This window comes from Shinella sp. AETb1-6 (genome assembly GCF_009826875.1).
Taxonomy (GTDB): domain Bacteria; phylum Pseudomonadota; class Alphaproteobacteria; order Rhizobiales; family Rhizobiaceae; genus Shinella; species Shinella sumterensis.
Window position 1 is genome coordinate 380,614 of sequence record NZ_WUMM01000003.1, and the last position, 25,399, is coordinate 406,012.

Genomic DNA, 25,399 nt, shown 5'->3' on the forward strand with positions numbered 1-25,399 from the left:
AGCGCTGAAGCATGTCAGTCACACCTGCAATAGACACGAAGGCGGCGACGAGCGGCGGCAAGCGCAAGAAAAGCCTTGTCGAACTGCTGTTCGAAGGCCGCGCCTTCTTCGCGTTGATCGCCATCGTGGTCGTCTTCTCGCTGATGTCGCCGAACTATTTCACGATCAACAACTTCCTGATCATGGCGTCGCATGTGGCGATTTTCGGCCTCCTGGCCATCGGCATGCTGCTCGTCATCCTCAATGGCGGCATCGACCTGTCGGTCGGTTCGACCCTTGGGCTTGCCGGGGTGGTCGCGGGCTTCCTGATGCAGGGCGTGACGCTGCCGCAAATCGGGGTGATCCTCTATCCGTCCGTCTGGGTCGTCGTGGTCCTGACCTGCCTGCTCGGCGCGGTCGTCGGCGCGGTCAACGGCGTGCTGATCGCCTATCTGCGCGTCCCGGCCTTCGTCGCCACGCTCGGCGTGCTCTACGTTGCCCGCGGCATCGCTCTCCTGATGACCAACGGCCTCACCTACAACAATCTCGGCGGCCGTCCGGAGCTTGGCAATACCGGTTTCGACTGGCTCGGCTTCAACCGCCTGGCCGGCGTGCCGATCGGCGTCCTCGTTCTCCTGGTCTTCGCGGTCGTCTGCCACATCCTGTTGACGCGTACCGCCTTCGGCCGCTGGCTCTATGCGTCCGGCGGCAACGAGCGCGCGGCCGAACTGTCGGGCGTGCCGGTCAAGCGCGTCAAGATCAGCGTCTATGTGCTTTCCGGTATCTGCGCCGCCGTGGCGGGCCTTGTCCTGTCATCGCAGCTGACGTCGGCAGGCCCGACGGCCGGCACCACTTACGAACTGACCGCAATCGCGGCCGTGGTGATCGGCGGTGCGGCGCTGACGGGTGGCCGCGGCACGGTCATCGGCACCATGCTGGGCGCCTTCGTGATCGGCTTCCTGTCGGATGGCCTCGTGATCATCGGCGTCTCCGCCTACTGGCAGACGGTCTTCACCGGCGCCGTCATCGTTACCGCCGTTCTCCTGAACAGCGTCAAATACGGCCGTCGCTGAAACGCGACGGCTGACTAGAACTGACCGCGGCCCGACGAGGCGGACCATCGAGGAGCCGGCCGCGGAAAGTATTGCCGGACACCGGCGTCAACGGACTCAACAAAGGGAGTGAGACTATGTTCAAAAAAGGTATGCGTATCCTCTTCGCAGCAACGGCCGTCGTGCCGCTGCTGTTCAGCTCGGCCTGGGCCGAAGGCCTCATCACCGTCATCGTCAACGATCCGTCTAACCCGTACTGGTTCACGGAAGGCGAAGTTGCCAAGAAGACGGCCGAAGGCCTCGGCTACACGGCCAATGTCGGCGCGCACAAGGGCGACACCAACACCGAAAGCAACCTGATCGACACCGCGATCACCAACAAGTCGGTCGCGATCATCCTCGACCCGGCCAATGCCGACGGTTCGGTCGGCGCGGTCAAGAAAGCCGTTGCTGCCGGTATCCCGGTCATTCTCGTCAATGCCGAGATCAACCAGGAAGGCCTCGCCAAGGCGCAGCTCGTCTCCAACAACGCTCAGGGCGCCGCTCTCGGTGCGCAGCAGTGGGTCGAGTCGGTCGGCGAGACGGGCAAGTATGTCGAACTCTTCGGCGCGCCCTCCGACAACAACGCTGCAACGCGTTCCAACGGGTATGAAACCGTGCTGACGCAGTACCCGGACCTCGAGAAGGTTGGCCGCGAAGTCGCTGACTGGGACCGCACCAAGGGCCATGCCAAGATGCAGTCGCTGCTCCAGGCAAATCCCGACATCATCGGCGTGATCAGCGGTAACGACGAAATGGCCCTTGGCGCCATCGCTGCCCTGAAGGAAGCCGGCAAGCTCGACCAGGTCAAGGTCGGCGGCTTCGACGGTTCGCCGGACGCTGTCGCCGCCATCAAGGCCGGTGAACTGCAGTATACGGTCCTTCAGCCGGTTGCCGTCTTCTCGGAAGCAGCCGTCAAGCAGGCCGACAACGTCATCAAGACGGGCTCGACCGGCGTCGAAACCGAAAAGCAGCTCTTCGATTGCCTGCTGATCACCAAGGACAATGTCGACAAGTACACCGCTCCGTTCGTTCTGAGCGAGTAATCGAGACCGGGGGCGCCTTTCGGGGCGCTCCCATCCCACCAGGGCACTGCCCGGTCAGCTTGGTATTCTCCTTGCCGCCCGATACGAGATACGACAGCTCTTACCTCGAAGCATGGCAGGATTTCCCGTGAACAAGAAAGTCGATGTCAAGGATTTGCTTTCGGAGGAGTTGCCGAGCGACAGCCGGCACGCCCGACAGATCGCGCGACGCCAGATGATCGCCGAGGCGGTGATCGCCGAGGGCTCGCTGCGCATCGAGGACCTGACCGAACGTTTCGGCATCAGCCTGATGACCGCTCACCGCGATGTCGACGAACTCGTCAGCCGTGGGCTGTTTCGCAAGACGCGCGGCATCGTTTCCGCAGCGCCGACGAGCCTGATCGAGTCCTCCGACGCCTATCGTGCGACCAAGCAGGCCAAGGAGAAGAAGGCCATCGCCAGGGCGGCGATGCAGTTCGTCGAGCCGGGGCAGGCGATCTTCATGGACGATGCCACCACGGTCCACGAGATGACGCGTTTCCTGCCGGCCAAGGTGCCGCTGACGGTCATCACCAATTCCCTCGTCCTCATCACCGAGCTGAAGGAGGTGAAGGACATCAACCTCATCTGTCTCGGGGGGCAGTTCTACCATTGGTGCAATGCCTTCATGGGGCACATCACCACCAACGAAATCCGCCGGCTGCGCGCCGATACCGTGTTCATGTCGCTCTCGGCCATCGTCGATGAGGCCGTCTACCACCAGTCGCCGGAGACGGTGGAGACCAAGCGGGCGATGTTCGAATGCGCGTCGCGTCGCGTGCTTCTGGCTGATCACACCAAGTTCGAGCGGCGCGCGCTGCATCACTTCGCGACGCTGCAGGAATTCGACGCCGTGATCGTCGACGAGGATATTCCGGTCTCCCATCTGTCGCGCCTGCGCTCGAAGGGGATCAACGTCATAGTGGCGGATGGGGAGCGGTCCGGCTGAAGGGTTCGCTGGTGCGGACAGCTGATGCCGGGCACCGTTTCTCCTTCGCTTGAGAATGGAGACAACGATGCCCTGCATCTTGGGTATAGACAGCGGACTGACCGTGACGAAGGCGGTGATTTTCGATGCGGACGGCACGGTTCTGTCCACCGCCCGTCGGCGCGTCCCGCAGCTCATCCCCGCGCCGCAGCATATCGAGCGCGACATGAACGGCATGTGGGCGGCGACCGCAGACGCGATCCGGGAGGCGGTCTTTGCCTGCGGCCGTCCGGCTTCCGACATCGTCGCCATCGCGGCCACGGCCCATGGCGACGGCATCTACCTCTTGGACAAGGATACGCGACCGCTCGGCAACGCCATCGTTTCGCTCGACACGCGCGCCGATGCGATTGCGGATGCCTGGAACAGTGCCGAGATCGGCGAACAATCGCTGGCTCTGACGGGCCAGAAGCCGCACGCCTCGGCGCCGTCTGCCATCTTGCGCTGGATACGCGACAACGAGCCCGAGCGTTATGCGCGGATTGCGCATTTCATCGCCGCGAAGGACTGGCTGCGCTTCTGCCTTTGCGGCACGATCGGCACGGACCGGACGGAGGCGAGCACGTCCTTCACCGACGTTCGCACCCAGGACTACACTGACGACGCATTGCGGCTGTTCGGGCTGGACGGTCTCGTCGGCCGGCAGCCACCGATCGCAGGCTCTACCGAGGTCGTCGGCGGCGTGACCGCGGCCACCGCGCGCCTCACGGGCCTCGTCGAGGGCACGCCCGTCATGGCCGGTCTCCACGACGTCACCGCCTCCGCGCTCGGCATGGGTGGTTACGGCGAAGGTGTCGTCGCCGTCATTGCCGGCACCTATTCGATCAATGAAACGGTGTCGCGTGCGCCGAAGGTCGATGCCCGCTGGTTCTGCCGCAACGGCATCCTTCCCGGCGAATGGAACAGCATGTCGATCTCGCCGGCCTCGACCGCCAATTACGACTGGTTCATCGATCAGTTCTGCGCCAGCGATGCGAAGACGGCGGAAGCCGCCGGTCAGAGCATCCACGCCATTCTCGGTCAGGAATTCGAGGCGGCACGCGCCCGACCGTCGAGCGTCTTCTTCCATCCCTATCTTTTCGGGTCGCCCTTCGGTGGTGCTTCGAGCGCCGGTTTCTATGGCCTCAATGCCTGGCATGACCGTGGCGATCTGGTGCGCGCCGTGCTGGAAGGCATCGCGTTCAACCACCGTGTCCATGTCGATGCGTTGCGCGACGGATTTGCACCCCGTTCGGCACGCTTGACGGGCGGCGTCTCGCGCAATCCGGCCATGGCCGGTCTCTTCGCCGATATTCTCGGCATGCCGGTGACGGCGACGCGCACCGAGGAGGCTGCCGCCTGGGGTGCGGCGCTCTGCGCTGGCGCGGGCGCGGGGCTTTTCGCCTCTCCGACGGACGATCCCCGCGATTTGGCGTCGATCGAAACGACCTATCAGCCGGACCCCGGCCGGCAGAAAGCCTATGACGAGAAGTACCGGGTGTTTCTCGATCTCGCAGAGGCCATGAAGCCGCTCTGGCCGACGCTGCGGCGTCTCGGCGGCGCGGCACAGTAACAGGACATACCCATCATGACGGACATGACAGCGGATGCGGTCGAAACATTCGACGTCATCATTCTCGGCGCGGGCATCAACGGGGCAGGGCTCTTTCGCGACCTCTGCCTCCAGGGGCTGAAGTGCCTGATTGTCGAAAAGGCGGATTTCGGCGCCGGCACCAGTGCAGCGCCCTCGCGCCTCATCCACGGCGGCATCAAGTATCTGGAGACCGGCGAGCTTGGCCTCGTCGCGCAGTCGACGCTGGAGCGCAACCTGCTTCTGCGCAACGCACCGCATTGCGTGGAGCCGCTGCCGACCTTCATCCCGTCCTTCTCCCTGATGAAGGGGGCCTTTGCCGCGTTGCGCACGCTTCTCGGCTCCACGACCGCGCCGCGCAGCCGTGGCGCCGTGCTCATCAAGATCGGCCTGGCGCTTTATGATCTCTACGGCGCGCGCCACCGGGTGATGCCGAAGCACCAGTTCTTCTTCCGCCGCAAGGCGCTCCGGGAAATGCCGGCGCTGACGCCGCGTATCGTCGCCGGCGGCATCTATTATGATGCGAAGATCAGCCGGCCTGAGCGGCTCGTCTGGGAACTGGTGCGCGATGGCCTTGACGCCAGCGTGGGCTCCCGCGCGATGAATGGCACCACGCTGATCGGCCAACAGGACGGGGTGATCACGCTGCGCGACGCAAACGGCGACGAGCGGCTGGTTCGCGGCGGGACCGTGGTGAATGCAGCCGGCGCGTGGATCGATCACGTCAATGAAGCGCTCGGCATATCCGGCAAGCTGATCGGCGGTACCAAGGGCTCGCATATCCTGCTGCAGCATCCGGACCTGGTGAAAAGCCTGAAGGGCCGGATGATCTACTTCGAGGCTGACGACGGGCGCATCTGCCTGGTCTACGATTTCCTCGGGCTCGCCCTCGTCGGCTCGACGGATATCAAGGCCGACAATCCGGATACGGTGCGCTGCGAGGAAGACGAGATCGACTACTTCATCGCCAGCTTGCGCGCCCTCCTGCCGAAACTCGAGTTCAACCGCGAGCAGATCGTTTATGCCTATAGCGGTATTCGTCCGCTCCCGGCATCCGATGCCAGCAATCCGGGCCTGATCAGCCGCGACCATTCGGCACCGGTCGCCGAGCCGGCCAAGGGACGGCCGTTCCCGGTCATCTCGTTGGTCGGTGGCAAGTGGACGACGTTTCGTGGATTTGCCGAGGAAGTCGCCGACACGATCCTCTCGCGCATCGGTCGCAGCCGCACGGTCAGCACCCAGATGCTGCCGATCGGTGGCGGACGGGATTTCCCGACGGACGAGGCCACGCGCAAGGCGTGGATCGGACGGCGTGCCGCAGAAAGTGGCCTTCCGGCGTCTCGGATAGAAACGCTTCTTGCACGGTACGGCACGACCGCCGACGCGGTGCTGGCGCATATCCGCCAGGTGGGCGACCAGCCGCTCGTCCACGTCGAAGGCTATGGCCAGGGCGAGATCGACTGGATCGTGCGCAACGAGATGGTCGGCCATCTCGCCGATATCGTCATGCGCCGCACGACGCTTGCGATCGAGGGCAAGCTGACCGCGGCGGGGCTCGACGAGATCGCACGCGTTGCGGCTGCGGCTCTCGGCTGGAGCGAGGAGAAGCGGGCCGAGGAACTCGCTGCCGTCACCGCACACCTCACGGCTTTCAACCGCGTCAGCCTTTAAGGCGCGGCTTCCGCTTAACCCGTCCTCGTGGCTGGTCTCGCTTCCGAGAACCCGTGATCAAGGCGCCCGCCGGAGGCTCCGGCGTGACGCAAGGCGACGGCGTGGTACTCAGGAAGCGGAGGTGAGCTTGACGTTGCCGCCGTGGCCGCCGCCGCCGAAAACCTGATGGTGACCGAAGGAGGCGCGCAGCTGGTTGCGCGGCCCGGGCAGGCCGAGTTCCGGGAAGAGCAGTTCGGAGACGCGGTAGGCCTCTTCGAGATGCGGATAACCCGAGGCAATGACCGTGTCGATGCCGAGGTCCTGGTATTCGCGCAGGCGTGCGGCAACCGTCTTCGGCGAGCCGACCAGCGCCGTTCCTGCACCGGACCGCACGAGCCCGATGCCGGCCCAAAGGTTGGGCGAGACTTCCAGCTTGTCGCGGCGGCCGTTGTGCAGGGCGACCATGCGTGCCTGGCCGACCGAATCCGAATTCTTGGTCAGCACTTCCTGTGCCGCTGCAATCGCCTCGTCGGACAGATGGGAGATCAGCCTGTCGGCTGCCTCCCAGGCCTCGTCGTCCGTCTCCCGCACGATGAAATGCAGCCGGATGCCGAAGGTCGCGTCGCGGCCCTTGGCAGCGGCGGCCTTGCGGGCATGCGCGATCTTTTCGGCCACCAGCGCCGGAGGTTCGCCCCAGGTGAGGTACTTGTCGACGAGACCGCCGGCGAAATCTATCGCGGCGTCCGAGGAGCCGCCGAAATAGATCGGCGGGCGCGGCTGCTGCACCGGAGGAAGGCCGAGCTGGGCATCGATTGCCTTGATATATTTGCCGTCCAGGGTGGACCTTCCGGTTTCGATCAGTTCATTGAAGACCTTGAAGAATTCGGCGGCGTGGTCGTAGCGCTCGTCATGCGGCAGGAAGATGCCGTCGCCGGCCAGTTCCTGCGCGCTGCCGCCCACGACGATGTTGAGCAGCAGGCGGCCGTTCGATACGCGGTCGAGCGTCGAGGCAAGGCGGGCGTAATAGGCCGGTGTTGCCGTGCCGGGGCGGATGGCGACGAGGAATTTCAGCTGTTCCGTCCGCGCGGCGAGATCGGCGGCAAGCACGAAGGACTCCTCGCAGGCCGCGCCGACCGGGATGAGAACGCCCGAATAACCCAGCCGATCGACGGCAACGGCGATCTCGCGGAAATAGCCCGGATCCGATGGACGGCTCAGCTTGTCGGAGCCGAGATAGGAGCCGTCGCCGGATGATGGGATGAACCACAGGAAATCGAGGGGATTGGCTGTCTTCGTCACGAAATGTCTCCTGCGGTGTGCATGGTGCCGTCTCTTATGATGCGCCTGAGAACACAGGCGTTTCCCGGAGGATAATAAATTCTATATTTTCAGTAAGGAATTAAATTCTCTTATGGCGGATGCCCGTGGATTTTTATCGCGACCTATGGAAGGTAAAAACGCGATCGACGTCTGCCACGGTTTTCAAGTGAATATGGGCCGCATCGACGCGTTCTCCCGACAAAATGTTTCATTCAGGCTGCCGGCAACCGCTGTGGTCGCCTTGATAGGCAGCAAAGTCGTTTCCTCTCCCGTCATGAGGACCAGAATGCGCGAGCGGCGGCACTCGACAAAACAATATTCCCGTCACACGGCGACATATAATCTATAAAATCTATAAACAATAAGCGTTTCAACTAAGCTGATGTCATCAACAGTCGAGGGGACCTCTGATGACCCAGCAATCCGAATCCACCTTTTCCAAGGGCCTGTCGCGTCGCGGCCTGATCAAGGCAGCCGGGGTAACCGCCGCAGCGGCCACGGCCGGTATCATCGGTGCGCGCTCGACGCGCTATGCCATCGCCGGCAATCCGATACCGATCAAGCTGGAATGGACGGAAGTGGCGGCCTGCCATTCGCCTGTCGGCTTCGGTCTTTCCAAGGGCATCTATGCCAAGCATGGCCTGGATGTGGAGCTGTTCTATCAGGGCGCCAGCGGCCAGACCCTGATCCAGGCGCTCGCCACCCGCAAGGCGGAAGCCGGGCCGGGCCTGCTGTACGACTGGCTGAAGCCCATCGAGCAGGGTTTCGACGTGCGGCTCTTTGCCGGTTCGCATGGCGGCTGCCAGAGCGTGCTCGTCAAGCCGGACTCCGACATCAAGACGCTGACGGACCTCAAGGGAAAGACCATCGGCACCTTCGATGTCATGTCGCCGTCGCGCGTCGCCTTTTCCGTCGCGCTCGCCAAGGCGGGCCTCAATCCCGAGACCGATGTCACCTGGAAGGTCTTTCCGTTCGATCTCGTGGCGGAGGGCGTGCTGAAGGGCGAGGCGGATGCCGTCGCGCACATGGACCCCTGGGCCTATTCCTATGAAAAGCAGCACGGCTTCCGCCGCGTCGCCGACACGCAGACCGGTACCTTCAAGGACCGCGTGTGCTGCGTGCTCGGCGTCAACGGCGATTATTACGAGGCCAACAAGGATGCCATCAAGCGCGTCGCCGCCGCCAATCTGGAAATCCACCAGTACACGGCGAAACACCCGGACGAGGTCGCCAAGTGGTACTTCGATACGCTGAAGCCCGGCCTTCCGCTGGAAGACCTGACGGAAGTCCTCTCCTCCTTTACCTACCACGACCACTGGTTCGGCAAGGATCTGCTGAAGGAGGTGAAGATCGGCTACGAGGATCTCAAGCTGACCGGCGTCATCGATGCGTCGACGGACCCCGACGAGATCGCAAACCGCATCACCATCGACATCTTCGCGTGATGCCATGAGCGCTGCGATAGAGGATACATTCGGCGGGACAGGGCGGCGATCCCTCGCTTTGCCCGTCACCGGCCTGTGGCGAAACGGCCTGCTTGCAGCCGGAACATGGCTGCTCGCCTCCGCCATGACCTACGGCTTGCCCGATGTCATCACCTGGGGCGCAACGGAGCTGTTCGCAATCGTGACGCTTGCCGGCGCGATCCTGTTTGTTGCGCTGTCCTTGACGGTGCACCGCCTCGGCAGCGTTGGACGCACCCTCGTGCACTACGGGCCCTGGTTCATCGTGCTCGGCCTGTGGCTTGCCGCGTGGGAAGTGCTGACGGCCAAGCTCGGCTGGCTGCCCAAACCCTTCTTCTCGCCGCCGCAGGGCCTGCTGCATGTCTATGTCACGGATTGGGAGCGGCTTTTGATCTGCGTCGCCTATACCGGGCGGCTCTGGGGTCTCGGCTTCTTTTCGGGCGTCCTCGTGGGCTTTGCCGGCGGCGTGGCGCTCGGCTGGTCGAAGCGCTTCGCCTACTGGGGCATGCCGCTTCTCAAGCTGATCGGCCCCGTGCCGGCCAGCGCCTGGATTCCCTGCACGTTCTTCCTGTTTCCGACGACCTTCCACGCGTCCATCTTCCTCGTCGCGCTCGCGTCCGGCATTCCTGTCGCCATCCTCACGGCCGCCGGCGTCGGGCAGGTCAACCGCTCGTTCTATGATGTCGCTCGTACGCTCGGCGCCAGCAATCGCTTCCTCATCTTCAAGGTCGCCATTCCCGCGTCGTTGCCGAACGTCTTCGTCGGCGTCTTCATGGGGCTTTACTACTCCTTCGCCGTGCTGGTCGTCGCCGAAATGCTCGGCGCGAAGTTCGGCCTCGGCTGGTATCTCCAGTTCAACACCGCCTATTCGGCCTACGCCAATGTCTATGCCGCCCTCATCATCATGGCGCTGATCTGCGCGGGCCTCGTGCGCCTGCTCTTCGTGGTGCGCGACAGGTTGCTCGGCTGGCAGAAGGGGATTCTCTGATGGCGCTTGCTCTTGCGGAGAACGTTGTCTCGAACAGCATTGCCCTCGATATCGAAGGCGTCACACACCGCTACGACCTCGACGGCAGGGACCTTCAGGTTCTCGACAATGTCAGCATCGTCATCGAGCCCGGTGAGTTCGTCGCCCTGCTCGGGCCGTCGGGTTGCGGCAAGTCCACGCTCCTGCGGCTTGCGGCCGGCCTGGAGACGCCAACCACCGGCCGTGTGCTGGAGGACGGGCGGCCGATCATTGCACCCGATCCGGACCGTCTCCTCGTCTTTCAGGATGCGACGCTGTTTCCATGGCGCACGGTGCGGGACAATGTCGCGATCGGCCTGGAGGCGCGCGGTCTCATCCGAGAGCTGGAGTACCGGATCGACGAGGTGCTGAAGCTGGTGAAGCTTGAGGGCTTCGCGGATGTCTATCCGCATCAGCTGTCCGGCGGCATGGCCCAGCGTGCGGCCCTCGCCCGTGCCCTCGTCAACGATCCCAAACTCCTGTTGCTTGATGAGCCCTTCGGCAAACTCGACTCGCTGACGCGGCTGAAAATGCAGAACGAGCTTCTCGAGCTTTGGAAGAGTGCCGGTTTCACCGCGCTTCTCGTCACACACGATGTCGAGGAAGCGCTGCTTCTCGCCGACCGGGTGATCGTGCTGTCGGACCGGCCGGCGTCCATCGTCGCAGAGGTGCGTGTCGATCGGCCCCATCCGCGACGGCGCGATGACGCCGGCCTCGTCGCGCTTCGCCGTGAACTGCTGGAAAAGCTCGGGATTTCCCATGACGTCTAGCGCGCGACCCTATCCGATCATCGCTGCGGCCGGAGGTGTCTTTTCCATCGCCGCGCTCGGCTGGTGGTGGCTGATCTTCAGCAAGGTCATCGAGGCCGACTACCTGAGCGTCCGCCAGGCCGTGACCTGCATTGCCGGGGCGACGGATCTCTGTGCGCTCGCCCAGGCGCTCTGCACCAACGATCACCTTTACGGCATCCGGTGGTACGCGCCGGAAGCCTTCTGGGTCGCATCAAGCCTCTTCGTCGCCGGCGCGTTCCTGTCGGCTCGTCCCTCGCGCGCCTGAAGCGCGTCATCATAGGAGAAATGTCATGACGATCCATCAATCCCCCGAGGTCGCCGAGCAGGATATCGTCGACCTTCCCGCGGGCGCCGCGACGTTCAAGAGCCGACACCCCGAAACCATCGCGCTGCACGGCGGCAGTTTCCGCTTCGATCCCTCGACGGGCGCGGTCGCCGTGCCCATCTACCAGACGTCCTCGTTCCAGCTGCCCGGCACCGACGGGGCGGACAAGCTCTTTGCGCTTGAGGCGCCCGGCCATCTCTACACGCGGGTCTCCAACCCGACGCAGGATGCCTTCGAACAACGGCTGGCAGAGCTCGAAGGCGGCGCGGCGGCGCTGGCGGTCTCGTCGGGGCAGGCGGCCTCCGCCTTCGCCATCCTCAACCTTGCGCGCGCCGGCGACAATATCGTCAGCGCCGCCGGCCTCTACGGCGGCACCTGGGCGCTGTTTGCGGCGACACTGAAAAGCTTCGGCATCGAGACGCGCTTTGTCGACGCGGCCGATCCGGAAGCCTTCGAGAAAGCGACGGATGAGCACACGCGCGCCTATTATGTTGAATCCCTGCCGAACCCGAAGCTGGAAGTCTTCCCGATCGCGGAAGTCGCCGCCATCGGTCGCCGGCACGGCGTTCCGCTGATCGTCGACAACACTGCCGCCCCGCTGGTCATCCGTCCGCTGGAGCATGGCGCGGCTGTCGTTGTCTATTCGACCACGAAATATATCGGCGGTCACGGCACGTCCATCGGCGGCGCGATCGTCGATAGCGGCACCTTTCCCTGGACGGAGAACCCGGCCCGCCAGCCGAACCTGACGGAGCCCGACGCGAGCTACCAGGGCAAGACCTGGATCGAGAAGGCGGCGGCCATCGGCTTCCATCCCTATATCCTGCGCGCCCGCGCCGTGCTGCTGCGCGATCTGGGTGCCGCGATCAGCCCGCAGAACGCCTTCCAGTTCATCCAAGGGCTCGAAACCCTGCCGCTGCGCCTGCGCCAGCATAATGAGAACGCGGTGAAGGTCGCCGAATTCCTCAAGGGCCACGCGAAGGTCGAGCGCGTGATCTTCCCGAAGTTCCAGGAGGGCACGGCCAAGGCCCGGGCGGACAAGTATTTCAAGCCGGGCTATTTTGGCGCGCTGGTCGGTTTCGAGCTGAAGGGCGGGCGTGAGGCTGGCCGCCGCTTCATCGACAATCTTCAGCTGTTCTATCACCTCGCCAATATCGGGGATGCCCGCTCGCTGGCGATCCATCCCGCGACGACGACCCATTCGCAACTGTCGCAGGACGACCAGCTCGCAACCGGCGTAACGCCCGGCTATGTGCGCCTGTCCATCGGCCTCGAACATCCCGATGACCTGATCGCCGATCTCGAACGCGCCATTTCACTGGCCTGACCCGTCCGTTCGATCGGTACCGCCCCGGCGTACCTCCTCCCAGCGCCGGGGCTTCCTTTGCAGGAACTGCCGTTCCGTCAAAAGAAATGCCATTTCATCTTTAATCGCATAAAAAAGATAGAATTTCTGTATTTTTGTGAAGCGACCGCTAGTCTCGTTTCAGATCGGGCGCGGCACATTGTCCGGCCACGCCACAACAACGCGGGACGCGCGACATGACGATACACACCAAGCCGGTTCATCTGCCGACCATCGATTTTTCAAGGTTCTATGGCGATGTCGCCGAACGTGACGGCTTCATCCGGGAGCTCACCCGCGTTCTGCACGATCACGGCTTCTTCTATCTCACGGGCCACGGCGTGCCGCAGAGCCTGATCGATGACGTTATCGCCGTTTCGAAGCGCTTCTTCGCGCTGCCCGAGGCCGAAAAGCTGTCGATCGAGATGGTCAAGTCGCCGCATTTTCGCGGCTACAATCGGGCCGGATACGAGCGCACGCGCGGCGAGCAGGATTGGCGCGAACAGCTCGACATCAACACCGAGGGCACGGTTGTCGAGGGTGGCGCGGATACGCCCTGGAACCGGCTTCACGGCCCCAACCAATGGCCGGAGGCGCTGCCGGAACTGAAACCGCTTCTCCTGCGCTATCAGGCGGAAGTCACACGCATCGGTATCGACGTGCTGAAGGCGATCGCGCTTTCGCTTGGGCAGCCGGAAAATGCCTTCGCCGACATCTACGAGCCGACGCCGTCCCAGCTCTTGAAGATCATCCGCTATCCCGGCCGCGAGGCTGCCGGCAGCGACCAGGGGGTCGGCGCACACAAGGATGGCGGCTTCGTCACGGTCCTGCTGCAGGATACAACGCCCGGCCTGCGCATCCGCACCGAAGAGGGTGTCTGGATCGAGGCGCCGCCGGTGCCTGGAACCTTCATCATCAACAGCGGCGAGTTGCTCGAACTGGCGACGAACGGTTTCGTGCGCGCCGACGTGCATGATGTCGTGACGCCGCCGGCCGGCGTGGAGCGCTTCTCGGTCGCCTTCTTCCTCGGTGCGCGTTACGACGCAACCATCCCCGTCATTCCGCTGCCGGAGGAACTGAAGCGCGGCGAGCGCGGCGTCACGGTCGATCCGCTCAATCCCATCTTCCGCGAGGTCGGCATCAACCACCTGAAGAGCCGGCTGCGCTCCCATCCCGATGTGGCCGAGCGACACCATTCCGACCTGCTTCATCTGCTGGACAAGCCCGCCAAGGCGTGACGCGGGTCGCGGTTTCGAACGTGGCCATTCGAGCGCCGATGCCGGCCTTAGGATGCCGGCCTTAATCAGAAAGGAAGAACCATGAGCAGCGTCACCACGCTCGTCCAGCCCCCGAAGGTTGCCAACCGCATCGCAAGCGAGGAGGAGGCGCTTTCCGTTGCCCGCGCGCTCGCCACAGAATTCGCCGGCGGCGCGAGCCGGCGCGACTTCGAACGCGCCTTGCCGCACGAGGAGCTGGACAGGCTTTCCGACTCGGGCCTGCTCGCCATCACGGTTCCCGCCGAATACGGCGGCATCGATGTTTCGAACGCGGTGCTTGCGGAGGTGACGGCGATCCTTTCGGAGGCCGACAGCTCGATCGGGCAGATCCCGCAGAACCATTTCTATATCCTGGAGGCCTTGCGCCATGACGGGAGCGAGGCGCAGAAGCGCTTCTATTTCGGCCGCGCCCTTGCCGGCGACCGCTTCGGCAATGCCCTTTCGGAGGTCGGCACGAAGACGGTCGGTGACTACAACACGCGCATCACGCCTGACGGGGCGGGGTTTCGCATCAATGGGCGCAAGTTCTACTCGACGGGTGTGCTGTTCGCCCATTGGGTCACCGTCTTCGCGCTTGACGATCAGGACCGGCTGACCATGTCCTTCGTGCCGCGTGACACCGATGGCATCGAGATCGTTGACGACTGGGACGGCTTCGGCCAGCGCACGACGGGAAGCGGCACGACGATCTTGCGCGACGTCTATGTTCCCGCCGATGCCGTCGTGCCGCATCAGAAGGGCTTCGAACGACCGGGCACAATCGGCTCCGTCGGACAGATCATCCATGCCGGCGTCGATCTCGGCATTGCCCGCGCCGCGTTCAAGGAACTCATCGGTTATGTCCGCGACAAGGCACGTCCATGGATGGATTCGGGCGTCGAGCGGGCCGCGGACGATCCACTGACGATCACCCGGGTGGGCGACCTGGCCATCCGCATAGAGGCGGCCGAGGCGACGGTGGAGCGGGCGGGGCGGAAGATCGACCAGGCGCAGGTGAGCCTCAACGCGGACAATGCTGTCGCCGCAACGCTCGCGGTGGCCGCTGCGAAGGTCCTGACGACCGAACTGGTCATCGATGCGACGAACGTGCTTTTCGAGCTTGCCGGCACATCCGCGACGAAGCGCGGCCTCAACCTCGAACGCCACTGGCGCAACGCCCGCACCCATACGCTGCATGATCCGGTTCGCTGGAAATACCACGTCGTGGGCAACTATCATCTCAACGACGTCATTCCGCCGAAAAACGGAGCGCTTTGAGATCAACCTCGTGGTGGGGGTGGTCGACTGGCCGCAATCCTTTGGGATTGCGGCCTTTTTTATGCGCTGGTGCCGCAAGACCTGGCGGTTTGCCTGGCTTGGACGGTTCGGCTGAAATGCGATTTCCAAAATTAATCTATATAAAAGATGGAATTTCTGTATTTAATGCGCAGGAGCATTATTCTCCGCCAGAACCGGAAGCCGCTCGGCATTCCCCACCTCTGGAGACACACATGGCACGCCACATTCGTTTCAATGCCTTCGACATGAACTGCGTGGGCCATCAGTCACCGGGCCTGTGGGCGCATCCACGCGACAAGTCTGCGAAATACAAGGATCTGGACTATTGGCAGGACCTTGCCCGCACGCTGGAGCGCGGCGTCTTCGATGGCATCTTCATCGCCGACGTCGTCGGCTATTACGACGTCTACAAGGGCTCCAATTACCACGCCATCCATCAGGCCGCGCAGATACCGGTGAACGATCCCCTGCAACTGGCAGCGCCCATCGCGCTCGCCACGCAGCACTTGGGTATTGGCATAACCGCCTCGACGTCCTTCGAACACCCCTATACCTTCGCCCGGCGGCTGGCGACGGCCGATCATCACACCAAGGGCCGCGTGGGCTGGAACATCGTCACCTCCTATCTGGAGAGCGGGGCGAAGAATGTTGGGCAGGGCGGTCTTCGCCAGCATGACAACCGCTACGAGGTCGCCGCCGAATATCTCGAAGTGCTCTACAAGCTGCTGGAAGGGTCCTGGGAAGAGGGCGCCGTCGTGCGTGACAGCGAAAATCGCATCTTTACCCATCCCGAAAAGGTCCACGAGATCGGTCACAAGGGCAAGTATTTCGAGGTGCCGGGCTACGGCTTGACGGAGCCTTCGCCGCAGCGCACGCCCGTGCTATACCAGGCCGGCGCGTCCGGTCCCGGCAAGGCATTCGCCGCCGGCCATGCCGAATGCATCTTCGTGGCGGCGCCGACCAAGGCCGTGCTCAGGGCCTATGTCGCCGATATTCGCCAGCGGATCGCCGCCGCAGGGCGCGATCCGAAGAAGGTTTACATTTATACGCTCGTCACCATCATCACGGACGAGACGGAAGAGAAGGCGCAGAAAAAATTCGCGGATTACCGCAGCTATGTCTCCTATGACGGCTCGCTGACCTTCATGTCCGGCTGGAGCGGCATCGATTTCGGGCAATATGCGCCGACCGATGTCGTCGAGAGGATCGAGACAAATGCGATCCATTCCTTCGTCGAGCACATTGCCGGCGGCGACAAGTCATGGACCATCGACGAGCTGGCGCAATTCGGCGGCATCGGGGGCATGGGCCCGGTCTTTGTCGGCTCGCCGGAGCACATCGCCGATATCCTGCAGGAGTGGGTAGCGGATACGGATGTCGATGGCTTCAACATCGCCTATGCCGTAACGCCTGACAGTTTCGAGGATGTCGTCGGCCATATCGTGCCGGAATTGCAAAAGCGCGGCGCCTATCCCACGGCCTACAAGCCGGGAACGCTGCGGGAGAAACTGTTCGGCGAGGGGCCGTATCTGCCGAAGTCTCATCCGGCGGAGGGCTACCGGGATATCGAGGCTTTCAAACGACGCGAGGCCGAGGTTGTCCCGGCCGTGAAGATCGCGGGGTGATCATGACGGTGCCTTTTCCGCACAAAGAGCTGTCCCGGCCGGTTGTCGCCATCATCGGCGGCGGCTTCACCGGCGCGGCGTTGGCCTATCATCTCGCTGGTCTTGTGCGTGCAGAGGCGGTCCGCATCGTGGTCTATGAGCCGCGTGCAAACCTTGGCGGCGGGCTGGCCTATGATACGGCCGAACCCGTCCACCGCATCAACGTACCGGCTTCGCGCATGTCGCTTATCCCAAGCGAGGGGTCACATTTCCAGGACTGGCTGGTCGGGACGGGCGCGCTGGATGACGATGCGGACGCGACGACGCCTGATGGCCATGTCTTCGCGCGCCGCTCGGCCTTTGGACGTTACGTCGCGGCGCAGCTCCAGCCGTTCCTGGCGGCCGGCGCTGTCGAACATCACAGGGCGCGCGTCGTCAGGGTCGCGCGGGCGGGCAAGGCATGGCGGATCGAGACGGAGGATGGTGCAGGCCTCGTGGCCGACCACCTCGTCCTGGCGACGAGCCATCCGGGTCCGCAGGCGCCCGCCGGCATCGTACGGGCGCTTGCCGGGCATCCCCGTTACATCGCGGATGCGACCCGGCCATCGGCGCTCGCGGCGATCCGGCCCCACGATCGCGTACTGATCGTCGGAACGGGATTGACCGCGGCCGACATTATCGCCGCGCTCGATGCGGCCGGTCATTCCGGCAGGATAACCGCCGTTTCCCGGCGCGGGTTGCGCTCGCGCGGTCATAATCTGCTGCCGCAGGAGCCCTTCGGCGAGTTCGCCGATCCGCCGAGCCGCACGGCGGGCGTCCTGCTGAAGCGGGTTCGCCGTACGATCGCAGTCGCCGAGGCGCATGGCGTGACATGGCACGCGGTCTTCGATCGGCTGCGGGCGCAGGGTGGTGACATCTGGCGCGCCCTGCCGGTTTCCGAGCGAAGGCGGCTCGTGCGCTTCCTGCGGCCCTACTGGGATGTCCACCGTTTCCGCATCGCGCCGCAGGTCGAGGCGGCCATCGAGCGGCGTCTTTCAACCGGCGGCCTCGACTTTCATGCGGCGTCGCTTGCCGCGGTCTCGCGCGAGCCGGACGATACGATCGCGGTAACGTTCCGCCCGCGCCGTGGAGGTCAGCCCTTCGAAGGGCGCTACGATGCGCTGGTGCTGGCGACAGGGCCAGGCCATGGCAGCATCCTGTCCAGCCAGCCTTGTCTCGCCGGGCTCGCGGAAGCCGGTCTTCTGCAGGTCGACAATGTCGGTCTCGGCATAGCGGTCGATGCCGACAGCCGCGTCATCGACAAGGACGGCACGAGCATGCGCGATCTCTATGTCGCGGGGCCGCTTGCCCGCGGGACGTTCGGCGAACTGATGGGCCTGCCCCAGGTGACGGAACACGCGCTCTTCGTGGCCGAGCGGATCGCTGCGGTCCTGACGCATCCAATTTCGGAAACGGTCACGACGGCGAACTACCGGACCGACTGAGACGCCGGTGGCGCACATGCTGCCGTCACAAAAGCTTCATGAAGCCTTCCTATCTCTAGGCAGCGCCGATGCTGGCTTGCGGCCGGCATGCGCCTCACTGACCCCGGCGGCGGCCGCCTCCGGGCGCAGCGTTCATTGGCGGATACCGGTCATGTTCAACGACAACAATCTGAACCGCATCAAGGCGGAAATTGCCGACAGCTTCGACGAGGAGCTCGAAATGCAGATCGAGGAGGATCGACTGGACGACCTCATCTCGGAGGGCATGTCCGAGGCGCCCGCGCCGACGCTGGAGCGCCGCATCTATTTCCGCGAGCTGTTCCGCCTCCAGCACGAACTGGTCAAGCTTCAGGACTGGGTCCAGCACAAGAAGCTCAAGGTTGTCGTGCTGTTCGAAGGGCGCGATTCCGCCGGCAAGGGCGGCGCCATCAAGCGCGTCACGCAGCGGCTCAACCCGCGTGTCTGCCGCGTCGTCGCGCTGCCTGCACCGACCGAGCGCGAACGCAATCAGTGGTACTTCCAGCGCTATGTGCCGCATCTGCCGACGGCCGGCGAAATGGTGCTGTTCGACCGCTCCTGGTACAACCGCGCCGGCGTCGAGCGCGTCATGGGCTTCTGCACGCCCGACGAACTGGAGGAGTTCTTCCGCTCGGTGCCGGAATTCGAGCGTATGCTCGTGCGTTCGGGTATCATCCTCATCAAATACTGGTTCTCGATTACCGACGACGAGCAGGAATTCCGCTTCCGCATGCGCATCCACGATCCGCTGAAGCAGTGGAAGCTGTCGCCGATGGACCTGGAAAGCCGCGTCCATTGGGAAGACTACACCAAGGCCAAGGAAGAGATGCTGGAGCGCACGCACATTCCCGAGGCGCCGTGGTGGATCGTCGAGGCCGTGGACAAGAAGAAAGCGCGCCTGAACTGCATCGCCCACCTTCTTGCGCAGGTGCCCTACGAGGACGTGCCGAAGGCCGCCGTCGAACTGCCGGAACGCGTGCGGCATGACGACTACATTCGCCGTGAGCCACCCGACGAAATGTATGTTCCCGAGGTCTACTGACGCGGCCGGGACCTGTGACGCTTTTAAGTGAGAATGAAGGCGGGCATGCGCCCGGGCTCGTCGGCGCCTGGCGGGGAGAACCCGGCGGGCGTGTGCGGCCGATCGCGCCGCAGGATCTCGATGCGGCATTGGCCGACGACAGCGGGTGGGTCTGGCTGCATGTCGATCTCGTCGATCAGCGCATGCAGGGTTGGCTGACCGGGCGCTGTGCCCTTCCCATCGCCGCACGTGCGGTCCTCGACGGGCACGACGAGAGCCTGGTGCTGGGCCACGAGGCGGGCACCACCCACGGCGTCGTGGTCGACCTGGAGCAGGACATGGGACGCGTGACGACCGTGGTCGGACGGCTGCATTTCGCACTGACCGACCGGCTTCTCGTGACGGCGCGGCGCCATCCGCTCGCCGCTGTGGACAAGGTGCGCCGCTCGTTCTCGGAGGGATTCGCGCCCGCCACGGCCTACGAGCTGTTCGAAGGCATTGTCGCCGCCTTCTGCAAGAACACCAATCTTCGGCTCAAGGAGGCGTCTGGCCTGCTCGATACCATCGAGGATCGGATCGTCACCGAACGGCTGAGCGACGAACGGCGCAGCCTGAAGGAGGTTCGCCGCCTCGCCGTGTCCCTGCACCGGCCCGTCGCCGGGATGGTGGCGCTTTTCGATGAGGAAGACCGGGAGGGCTGGACGCTGTCGGAAACGGCCCATGCCGTTCTGCGCCGGCTTTCCCTGCGGCTCGAACGGCTCGATCGCGAAATCGTCACCCTCAACGATCGCGCCCGCCTGCTTCAGGAGGAAATGGCGGCCGAGCTTGCCGACGAGTCCAACCGCAGCCTGCGCGCCATGGCGATCATGAGCGCGCTTCTCCTGCCCGGCACGCTGGTTGTGGGCGTCTTCGGCATGAACACGGCCGGCCTGCCGTTCAGCCACGGCGATTCGGGTTTCGGCTGGGCCATGGCGCTGGGGATCGCCGCGACCGGGCTTTTCTACTGGTTGCTGCGCCGCGCCGGGATCAGCCTTCGCTTCTGAGGATTCCGGGATCTTCCAAAAAAGGGTCTTGCAATCTCATCTAAATTCTATTGTTTTAGTGGGGAAATGCAGAGTCACCGCTCGTTCCGTACGGAGCGAGTCCTGGAATACCGCCTGATGCAACACAGGAGAGGAGCCGAAAGATGACGCTTGTTCCCAGCCATTTCGCACCGCAATCGAAAGAGACCGGAACTCTTGCCCGCATCGCCGTGGTCGGTCGCGGCTTTACCGGCATGATGACCGCGATTGCCTTGCTGAAGACGTTCGACAGGCCGTTCCACCTCGTCCTGCACGACCCCTATCCAAGGATCGACGGCGGCGAAGGTCTGGCCCATGCGGCCTCGCCGCTGCTCAACAGCCGGGTGCGGGATCTCTCCATCGACCCGGTCCTGCGCGACGATTTCCGTGCCTGGCTGGAAGCGGATGGCCGCTGGAACGAAGGTGTCCAGACGGACGCCGCGGCCGGCGCGGTCGACCATGCCTTCGTGCCCGGCGAAATCTTCAGCGCCTATGTCTACCAGCGCTTCGCCGAGGCTCTGCGCGGGCGCACCGACGTCATCATGCAGATCAGCGCTGACAGCGTGACCGCCGTCGAGCGGCACCCGCAGGGTGGGCTGAATGTCTTCTCCGGTGGAGAGCGGGCGCGTTTCGACGCGGTGTTCCTCGCCACAGGTTATGGCCTGCGTGACGGTCGTGAGGATGTGGGCGCGCAGGGCGCGGCCGCAGAGGCGATCGTCATCGGCGGCGGGGTCCATGCGGTCGATCGCGCGCTTCGCCTGCTGGCATCCGGCGGGGCGGCGCATGTGACGCTCATTTCCGCTTCCGGTTTTCTGCCGCAGCCGCATACCGCCGCTGCCGTCGGCACGGTGGTGTCGGACCGGCCGTTGCCCAACACGTTGCGCGGAGCGTTCCGCTCGCTGCGCGAAGCGGCCAACCGGGCGGCCGCGGACGGGTCGGGCTGGCAGGGGATCATGAACGACTTCCGGCAACGGGCAGGTGATCTCTGGCGGGGACTGACGCCGGAAGAGCGCCGGCGCTTCAAGCGGCACGTCAAGCCGATCTACGACAGCCACCGCAACCGTCTGCCGCCCGCCCAGTATGCGCGCCTGCGTGAGGCGATCGCCAGCGGCGCGATCACCGTGCGCAAGGGCAAGGTCGAGCGTATCGCGACGAACGGCGTGCTCCTTTCGACAGCGGGCGGCCTGCAGGTTCTCGCTGCCGAGCAGACGATCGATTGTCGCATTCGGTCGGCGGATCTGGATTCACCGCTGTTCCGGGCGCTGTTTTCCAGCGGCCTCGCGCAGCGGGACGAACTCGACCTCGGCGTCTTCGTCGATCGCAGCGGCCGCGTGGTCAATGGCAAGGACCGTTTCGAGGGGCTGTTCGCCATGGGGCCGCTCGGTCTTGGCAGTCTGCCGGATATCGACCTCGTGCCGCAGATCGTGACGCAGGCCTATGCGGCGGCGGCGGCACTTGCCGAGCATCAGCCCGCTAGCGCCCATGGCGTTCAGGCCGGATGACACCTCCTAAGGAAGTCGGATGTCGATGGACGGATGGAAGACGGGGCTGTAACCGGCGCGTAGCGCCATGATCGTCGAGGGCGGTGTCAGCAGGCTGTCGGCATGATCGAGGTATTGCGCAGGCGCATAGCCGTCGACGGTCCAGCGATGGGCGCGGCCATTGCGCATCGTATAGGCGTCTACGCCGACCGCGACGACAGCACCGTCCGGCAGAGCCGACGGTGGGCCGTCCATGGGGTGCAGGCGCTTTTGCCCGTTTTCCAGGCGTTCGGCATGGAGCCGGGCGTCGATCTCCGGGGCGGAGGGCTGTTCTGCCGGAAAACAGGCGCGGAATTGTTCGGCTTGCGGCCGGCGACAAAAGAAACAGGGCCGATGCCCGGCGGCGAGCGCAACCGCCTCGTCGAGAAAGAACAGTTCGGTCCAGCTGTGCCCGGCCATCACCTCGCGGCGGACGCCCCTGAAATCACAGGCGCAGATGATCCAGGCCTTGCTCGTCCAGCGCCGTTTCAACAAGGTGCGTGTCGCCGGGTCGTGAATGATGCCACGATTGCCCGTGAAGAGACCTCGCTGCGCTATGGCGACGATCTCGCCGTAGGGCGTGACACGGTTCTGCAAAGTCATGCCTGTCCTCCGAGGTGTCGGGCGTTTGCCTAAGTACCATGACAGCGAAAATTTTCGAACGATGCCATCCGCCACGCGGCGGATTTGCCGGCGTCCGGGATGCGCACAACAGCGGTGCCAGAGTGCATATTTTCTATAAAAATACTCAAATTAAGAAAGACGTGCCTGCTGATGTCCTACCGGGTTTGCTATCCCTTTCACCATTCGAAGTCTCTGCCGGAGCGGGAACGATGAACGCGCATGTCGAAAACATTCTTTTCAACGCCGAAAACACGGCATTGCTCAACCAGCCCGCGGATGCGGACAGCCTGAAGGCGGCCCTGCGCACGCTCGGCGGCGGCGTGAGCATCATCACGGCGGGCGAAGGGGAGACGCGGACCGGAGCGACCGTCACCTCGGCGACCGCCCTTTCCGTCGAACCCGCCCGCATGCTCGTCTCTCTCAACCGTTCGTCCTCCACATGGCCCGTGGTCGAGCGTTACGGCCATTTCGGCATCAATATCGTCGGCGCGGCCCATGAGGAGATCGCCAACCAGTTCGCCGGTCGTGGCGGCCTGCGCGGGCCGGCGCGCTATCGCGGCGCCGAGTGGACGACCGCCGTCAGCGGCGCGCCGTTGCTGGTCGATGCCGTCGCGGCGATCGATTGCGTCGTCGAAGAAGCCATCGAGCGTCACAGCCATGTCATCGTCATCGGCACGGTGCTGGCCATCCGCCTGGGAACAGGCCGTTCGCTGCTCTACCAGGACGGTCGCTACCACGCCGTAGCCTGACGCGGGCGCAGGAGCCACGTCGCCCGCCGGCCGGAAAGCCGAATATTGCCTTTGACCCCGCCTGCCGCGCTCGATAGACGACAGTCATCGGCTGGCAGGCGGGTTTTCCCGTCACGCCCGCCGCCTGCACTGGTTTTCGACGGGAGGTCCCATGTCCGATCTTTTCGACGCGGCGCCGCGCACGGGCTCCATGCCGCTGGCCGCCGAACTGCGGCCGGCGACGCTGGATGACGTCATCGGTCAGCAGAAGGTGATCGGCGAGGGCACCATGCTGCGCCGGCGCATTGCAGCGGGACGGCTCGGCAGCATTATCCTCTACGGACCGCCGGGCCTCGGCAAGACATCCATCGCGCGCGCCATCGGCAACATGCTCGGCAAGAACTTCCGCCCTCTGCATGCCGCGCACAACAATGTCGCCGATATCCGCAAGATCGCCGACGAGGCGCGCATGCGCCCGACCCTGCTTTTCGCGGACGAGGTGCATCGCTTCAGCGCCACGCAGCAGGATCATCTGCTCGCACTATGCGAGGAGGGTGTCGCCGACTTCATCGGCGCGACGACGGGTAACCCTTACCATACGCTGACGCCCGCTCTCATCTCCCGCTCCACCATTCTCAAGTTGGAGCCCCTGACGATCGAAGAGATGGAGGAGGTCGTGCGGCGCGGCTTGCAACATCTCGCCGCAAGCGGCATCGCCGTCGACCTGCCGCCCGAACAACTCCGCCGCATTGCCGGCCGGTCCGGTGGCGATGCGCGCCGCGCGCTGACGGTGCTCGAAAGCCTCGCTGTCGGCCATGTACCCGGCCAGCCCGTCGTCATCACCGAAGCGATGGTGGAGGAAGCCTATGAGGCCGCGCCGGTCAATCACGATCGATCGGGCGACGCCCATTACGATGTGGTCTCGGCCTTCGTCAAATCGATGCGCGGCTCCGATCCCGACGCGACGCTCTACTGGCTGGCGCGGCTGATCCATGGCGGCGAAGATCCGCGCTATATTGCCCGCCGCATCATGATCCATGCCTCGGAGGATGTCGGGCTTGCCGATAACACCGCGCTGCAGACCGCGGTCGCAGCCCTGCATGCCGTGGAGAAGATCGGGTATCCGGAGGCGCAGATCGTGCTGGCTCATGCCGCCCTTCATGTCGCGCGGGCGCCGAAATCGAACTCCGCCTGCCGGGGTATCTCGCTTGCGCTTGCGCATGTGGCGAACGAGGCGCCGTCAGCGGTGCCGATGCATCTGCGCGATACGCATTACAAGGGCGCGGCATCCCTCGGCCATGTCGGTTACGCCTTCCCGCATGATGACGGGCGCGGCTGGAGCGAGCAGGTCTATGCGCCGGATGTTCCCCGCGGCGCCTTTTACCAGAGCGATGCGCGCGATGCCGCGACCTTCGAGCGGCGCGCCGATGAACATTGGGAACAGGTCACCGGCCGGCCGACGCCCGGCCGGTTCGGCGCGAAGCGCTAGGAGGGGGCCAGTCCAGCCCGCACGCGGTTGACGACGGTCCAGACGAGCAGGACGCAGGCCATGGGCTGGATATGCCATGTCCAGTCCGGCAGGGTGCCGAAGCCGGCCACCAGCGCCCCGAGCGCGCCGAAGAGCAACGCCCTGTCGCTCTTGCCCATCGGCCCCTCGTAGCTGCGGCCCTTGCCGTGCGCGACGCCCAGAACGCCTGTGAATTCCGTGAGCGTCGCCAGGAATACGGCGGCTGTCAGCCAGGGCAGCGAGAAGGGCGCGATAAGCGCGAAGGGCAGGTAAAGCGCTGCGTCGGAAACGACGTCCGTGATCTCGTTGAGATAGCCGCCAAGCGCACTTTTCTGGCCGTGCTCGCGCGCCAGCATGCCATCCACCGCGTTCAGCGCCATGCGCAGCAACATCCAGATCGGCACCAGCGCGAAAAGCGCGGGCTGGGGATTGGCGAGGAGAAGCGCCCCGATCCCGACCGAGACGAGCGCCGCGAAAAGCGTGACCTGATTGGCGGTGACGCCGCGCTCCGCAAGTCGTCCGACCAGCGGCCGCAGCAGGTTCTGGAAGGACGATTTCAGTTTATAGATCGACATAAGGGCTTGAATCCGCTTCTCTCGATTCAACAAATGCAGGTGCGGCGGTATGAAATCAACTGCAAACAGGCGGGCTCATCCGTATAGGATGTGTGTTCATACGCGAAACG

The 25,399-nt window shown here is 64.3% G+C and carries 22 protein-coding genes; 19 read left to right on the top strand and 3 right to left on the bottom strand.

Features of this window, described 5'->3' with window-relative positions; all coding sequences use genetic code 11:
- Positions 1–11 precede the first annotated feature (11 nt).
- The 5 genes from GR158_RS07390 to GR158_RS07410 all read left to right on the top strand — a co-directional run bounded on the left by GR158_RS07390 (position 12) and on the right by GR158_RS07410 (position 6,363).
- Positions 12–1,052: an ABC transporter permease gene (locus GR158_RS07390; RefSeq protein ID WP_160870563.1), complete on the top strand. Its 1,041-nt coding sequence runs from the start codon at positions 12–14 to the stop codon at positions 1,050–1,052.
- 116 nt (positions 1,053–1,168) lie between these two features.
- On the top strand, positions 1,169–2,116 hold the full coding sequence (locus tag GR158_RS07395; protein WP_134648774.1) for a D-ribose ABC transporter substrate-binding protein: 948 nt from the start codon (positions 1,169–1,171) through the stop codon (positions 2,114–2,116).
- Positions 2,117–2,228: 112 nt separating this feature from the next.
- Positions 2,229–3,083 carry a DeoR/GlpR family DNA-binding transcription regulator gene (locus GR158_RS07400; protein WP_202402175.1) on the top strand — a complete coding sequence of 285 codons (855 nt, stop codon included), beginning with the start codon at positions 2,229–2,231 and terminating at the stop codon, positions 3,081–3,083.
- Positions 3,084–3,150: 67 nt separating this feature from the next.
- A complete protein-coding gene (locus GR158_RS07405) occupies positions 3,151–4,674 on the top strand; it encodes an FGGY-family carbohydrate kinase (protein WP_160870564.1) in 1,524 nt (507 codons plus the stop codon).
- A gap of 15 nt (positions 4,675–4,689) precedes the next feature.
- A complete protein-coding gene (locus tag GR158_RS07410; RefSeq protein WP_160870565.1) occupies positions 4,690–6,363 on the top strand; it encodes a glycerol-3-phosphate dehydrogenase/oxidase in 1,674 nt (557 codons plus the stop codon).
- Between the two features lie 108 nt (positions 6,364–6,471).
- On the opposite strand, the gene ssuD is transcribed toward GR158_RS07410, so the two are convergent.
- Positions 6,472–7,641, bottom strand: coding sequence for an FMNH2-dependent alkanesulfonate monooxygenase (gene ssuD, locus GR158_RS07415; RefSeq protein ID WP_160870566.1), 1,170 nt, complete (start codon positions 7,639–7,641; stop codon positions 6,472–6,474).
- Positions 7,642–8,072: 431 nt separating this feature from the next.
- Here ssuD and GR158_RS07420 point away from each other — a divergent pair, with 431 nt between their 5' ends.
- From GR158_RS07420 to GR158_RS07475, 12 genes are all read left to right on the top strand, one after another.
- A complete protein-coding gene (locus GR158_RS07420; RefSeq protein ID WP_160870567.1) occupies positions 8,073–9,107 on the top strand; it encodes an ABC transporter substrate-binding protein in 1,035 nt (344 codons plus the stop codon).
- 4 nt (positions 9,108–9,111) lie between these two features.
- The gene (locus tag GR158_RS07425) at positions 9,112–10,113 is read left to right on the top strand and encodes an ABC transporter permease (protein WP_160870568.1); all 1,002 of its coding nucleotides are present in this window, start codon (positions 9,112–9,114) and stop codon (positions 10,111–10,113) included.
- On the top strand, positions 10,113–10,901 hold the full coding sequence (locus GR158_RS07430; protein ID WP_160870569.1) for an ABC transporter ATP-binding protein: 789 nt from the start codon (positions 10,113–10,115) through the stop codon (positions 10,899–10,901). Before GR158_RS07425 ends, GR158_RS07430 begins: the two co-directional genes overlap by 1 nt.
- Positions 10,891–11,187, top strand: a complete 297-nt coding sequence (locus GR158_RS07435; RefSeq protein WP_160870570.1) for a hypothetical protein — start codon at positions 10,891–10,893, stop codon at positions 11,185–11,187. The genes GR158_RS07430 and GR158_RS07435 overlap by 11 nt, the downstream gene beginning before the upstream one ends.
- Before the next feature lie 25 nt (positions 11,188–11,212).
- Positions 11,213–12,574 (top strand): O-acetylhomoserine aminocarboxypropyltransferase/cysteine synthase family protein, encoded by a 1,362-nt coding sequence (locus tag GR158_RS07440; RefSeq protein WP_160870571.1) that lies wholly within the window; start codon positions 11,213–11,215, stop codon positions 12,572–12,574.
- 215 nt (positions 12,575–12,789) lie between these two features.
- Complete coding sequence (locus GR158_RS07445; RefSeq protein WP_160870572.1) at positions 12,790–13,830, top strand: isopenicillin N synthase family oxygenase; 1,041 nt, start codon at positions 12,790–12,792, stop codon at positions 13,828–13,830.
- A gap of 81 nt (positions 13,831–13,911) precedes the next feature.
- Positions 13,912–15,126 carry an SfnB family sulfur acquisition oxidoreductase gene (locus GR158_RS07450; RefSeq protein WP_160870573.1) on the top strand — a complete coding sequence of 405 codons (1,215 nt, stop codon included), beginning with the start codon at positions 13,912–13,914 and terminating at the stop codon, positions 15,124–15,126.
- 233 nt (positions 15,127–15,359) lie between these two features.
- Positions 15,360–16,772 carry an LLM class flavin-dependent oxidoreductase gene (locus GR158_RS07455; RefSeq protein ID WP_160870574.1) on the top strand — a complete coding sequence of 471 codons (1,413 nt, stop codon included), beginning with the start codon at positions 15,360–15,362 and terminating at the stop codon, positions 16,770–16,772.
- Between the two features lie 2 nt (positions 16,773–16,774).
- Positions 16,775–18,235 carry an FAD/NAD(P)-binding protein gene (locus tag GR158_RS07460; RefSeq protein ID WP_160870575.1) on the top strand — a complete coding sequence of 487 codons (1,461 nt, stop codon included), beginning with the start codon at positions 16,775–16,777 and terminating at the stop codon, positions 18,233–18,235.
- 151 nt (positions 18,236–18,386) lie between these two features.
- Positions 18,387–19,295, top strand: coding sequence for a polyphosphate kinase 2 (ppk2, locus tag GR158_RS07465; protein WP_134648788.1), 909 nt, complete (start codon positions 18,387–18,389; stop codon positions 19,293–19,295).
- Between the two features lie 14 nt (positions 19,296–19,309).
- Positions 19,310–20,317, top strand: a complete 1,008-nt coding sequence (locus GR158_RS07470) for a CorA family divalent cation transporter (RefSeq protein WP_160870576.1) — start codon at positions 19,310–19,312, stop codon at positions 20,315–20,317.
- 143 nt (positions 20,318–20,460) lie between these two features.
- Complete coding sequence (locus tag GR158_RS07475) at positions 20,461–21,837, top strand: FAD/NAD(P)-binding protein (protein WP_160870577.1); 1,377 nt, start codon at positions 20,461–20,463, stop codon at positions 21,835–21,837.
- A gap of 6 nt (positions 21,838–21,843) precedes the next feature.
- Here the strand turns inward: GR158_RS07475 and GR158_RS07480 are convergent, their stop codons facing one another.
- Positions 21,844–22,458: a hypothetical protein gene (locus GR158_RS07480; protein ID WP_160870578.1), complete on the bottom strand. Its 615-nt coding sequence runs from the start codon at positions 22,456–22,458 to the stop codon at positions 21,844–21,846.
- Between the two features lie 230 nt (positions 22,459–22,688).
- On the opposite strand from GR158_RS07480, the gene GR158_RS07485 reads away from it, so the two are divergent.
- Positions 22,689–23,228 (top strand): flavin reductase family protein, encoded by a 540-nt coding sequence (locus GR158_RS07485; protein WP_134648792.1) that lies wholly within the window; start codon positions 22,689–22,691, stop codon positions 23,226–23,228.
- 151 nt (positions 23,229–23,379) lie between these two features.
- Positions 23,380–24,696 carry a replication-associated recombination protein A gene (locus tag GR158_RS07490; protein ID WP_160870579.1) on the top strand — a complete coding sequence of 439 codons (1,317 nt, stop codon included), beginning with the start codon at positions 23,380–23,382 and terminating at the stop codon, positions 24,694–24,696.
- Here the strand turns inward: GR158_RS07490 and GR158_RS07495 are convergent.
- Positions 24,693–25,289, bottom strand: coding sequence for a CDP-alcohol phosphatidyltransferase family protein (locus GR158_RS07495; RefSeq protein WP_160870580.1), 597 nt, complete (start codon positions 25,287–25,289; stop codon positions 24,693–24,695). The genes GR158_RS07490 and GR158_RS07495 overlap by 4 nt on opposite strands.
- Positions 25,290–25,399: the final 110 nt, after the last annotated feature.

Coding starts and splice junctions, on each gene's coding strand:
- GR158_RS07390 (WP_160870563.1), top strand. CDS start 12: ATGTCAGTCACACCTGCAATAGACACGAAGGCGGCGACGAGCGGCGGC.
- GR158_RS07395 (WP_134648774.1), top strand. CDS start 1,169: ATGTTCAAAAAAGGTATGCGTATCCTCTTCGCAGCAACGGCCGTCGTG.
- GR158_RS07400 (WP_202402175.1), top strand. CDS start 2,229: ATGGCAGGATTTCCCGTGAACAAGAAAGTCGATGTCAAGGATTTGCTT.
- GR158_RS07405 (WP_160870564.1), top strand. CDS start 3,151: ATGCCCTGCATCTTGGGTATAGACAGCGGACTGACCGTGACGAAGGCG.
- GR158_RS07410 (WP_160870565.1), top strand. CDS start 4,690: ATGACGGACATGACAGCGGATGCGGTCGAAACATTCGACGTCATCATT.
- GR158_RS07420 (WP_160870567.1), top strand. CDS start 8,073: ATGACCCAGCAATCCGAATCCACCTTTTCCAAGGGCCTGTCGCGTCGC.
- GR158_RS07425 (WP_160870568.1), top strand. CDS start 9,112: ATGAGCGCTGCGATAGAGGATACATTCGGCGGGACAGGGCGGCGATCC.
- GR158_RS07430 (WP_160870569.1), top strand. CDS start 10,113: ATGGCGCTTGCTCTTGCGGAGAACGTTGTCTCGAACAGCATTGCCCTC.
- GR158_RS07435 (WP_160870570.1), top strand. CDS start 10,891: ATGACGTCTAGCGCGCGACCCTATCCGATCATCGCTGCGGCCGGAGGT.
- GR158_RS07440 (WP_160870571.1), top strand. CDS start 11,213: ATGACGATCCATCAATCCCCCGAGGTCGCCGAGCAGGATATCGTCGAC.
- GR158_RS07445 (WP_160870572.1), top strand. CDS start 12,790: ATGACGATACACACCAAGCCGGTTCATCTGCCGACCATCGATTTTTCA.
- GR158_RS07450 (WP_160870573.1), top strand. CDS start 13,912: ATGAGCAGCGTCACCACGCTCGTCCAGCCCCCGAAGGTTGCCAACCGC.
- GR158_RS07455 (WP_160870574.1), top strand. CDS start 15,360: ATGGCACGCCACATTCGTTTCAATGCCTTCGACATGAACTGCGTGGGC.
- GR158_RS07460 (WP_160870575.1), top strand. CDS start 16,775: ATGACGGTGCCTTTTCCGCACAAAGAGCTGTCCCGGCCGGTTGTCGCC.
- ppk2 (WP_134648788.1), top strand. CDS start 18,387: ATGTTCAACGACAACAATCTGAACCGCATCAAGGCGGAAATTGCCGAC.
- GR158_RS07475 (WP_160870577.1), top strand. CDS start 20,461: ATGACGCTTGTTCCCAGCCATTTCGCACCGCAATCGAAAGAGACCGGA.
- GR158_RS07480 (WP_160870578.1), bottom strand. CDS start 22,458: ATGACTTTGCAGAACCGTGTCACGCCCTACGGCGAGATCGTCGCCATA.
- GR158_RS07485 (WP_134648792.1), top strand. CDS start 22,689: ATGAACGCGCATGTCGAAAACATTCTTTTCAACGCCGAAAACACGGCA.
- GR158_RS07490 (WP_160870579.1), top strand. CDS start 23,380: ATGTCCGATCTTTTCGACGCGGCGCCGCGCACGGGCTCCATGCCGCTG.
- GR158_RS07495 (WP_160870580.1), bottom strand. CDS start 25,289: ATGTCGATCTATAAACTGAAATCGTCCTTCCAGAACCTGCTGCGGCCG.